The following is a 231-nucleotide window of genomic DNA, read 5'->3' as shown; positions in this document are numbered from 1 at the left end:
CCGACGTAGACAGTCCGACGGACGTTAAATCGTTCACCGTCGGCACGCCAACCAATGGCACTTTCTACACCGACGCGGCCATGACCAAACCGGTGACCGGTTCGATTGATGCGGTCAACGGCGAAGCGACCGTTTACTTCAAACCGAACGAAAACTTCCACGGCACCGCGGACTTCACCTACACCGCCACCGACGGCGGCCCGCTGACTTCGGCGCCAGCCAACGGCACCA

1 protein-coding gene is annotated in these 231 nt (G+C 61.0%); it reads left to right on the top strand.

Annotated elements, in window-relative coordinates; all coding sequences use genetic code 11:
- Positions 1 to 231 (top strand): cadherin-like domain-containing protein (locus tag AB1462_RS32585; protein ID WP_367249258.1); only part of this gene is annotated, 231 nt, incomplete at both ends.

It is taken from the genome of Pseudomonas sp. SB113, assembly GCF_040754745.1.
Classification (GTDB): domain Bacteria; phylum Pseudomonadota; class Gammaproteobacteria; order Pseudomonadales; family Pseudomonadaceae; genus Aquipseudomonas; species Aquipseudomonas grimontii.
This window is presented reverse-complemented; position numbering and strand designations above follow the sequence as displayed.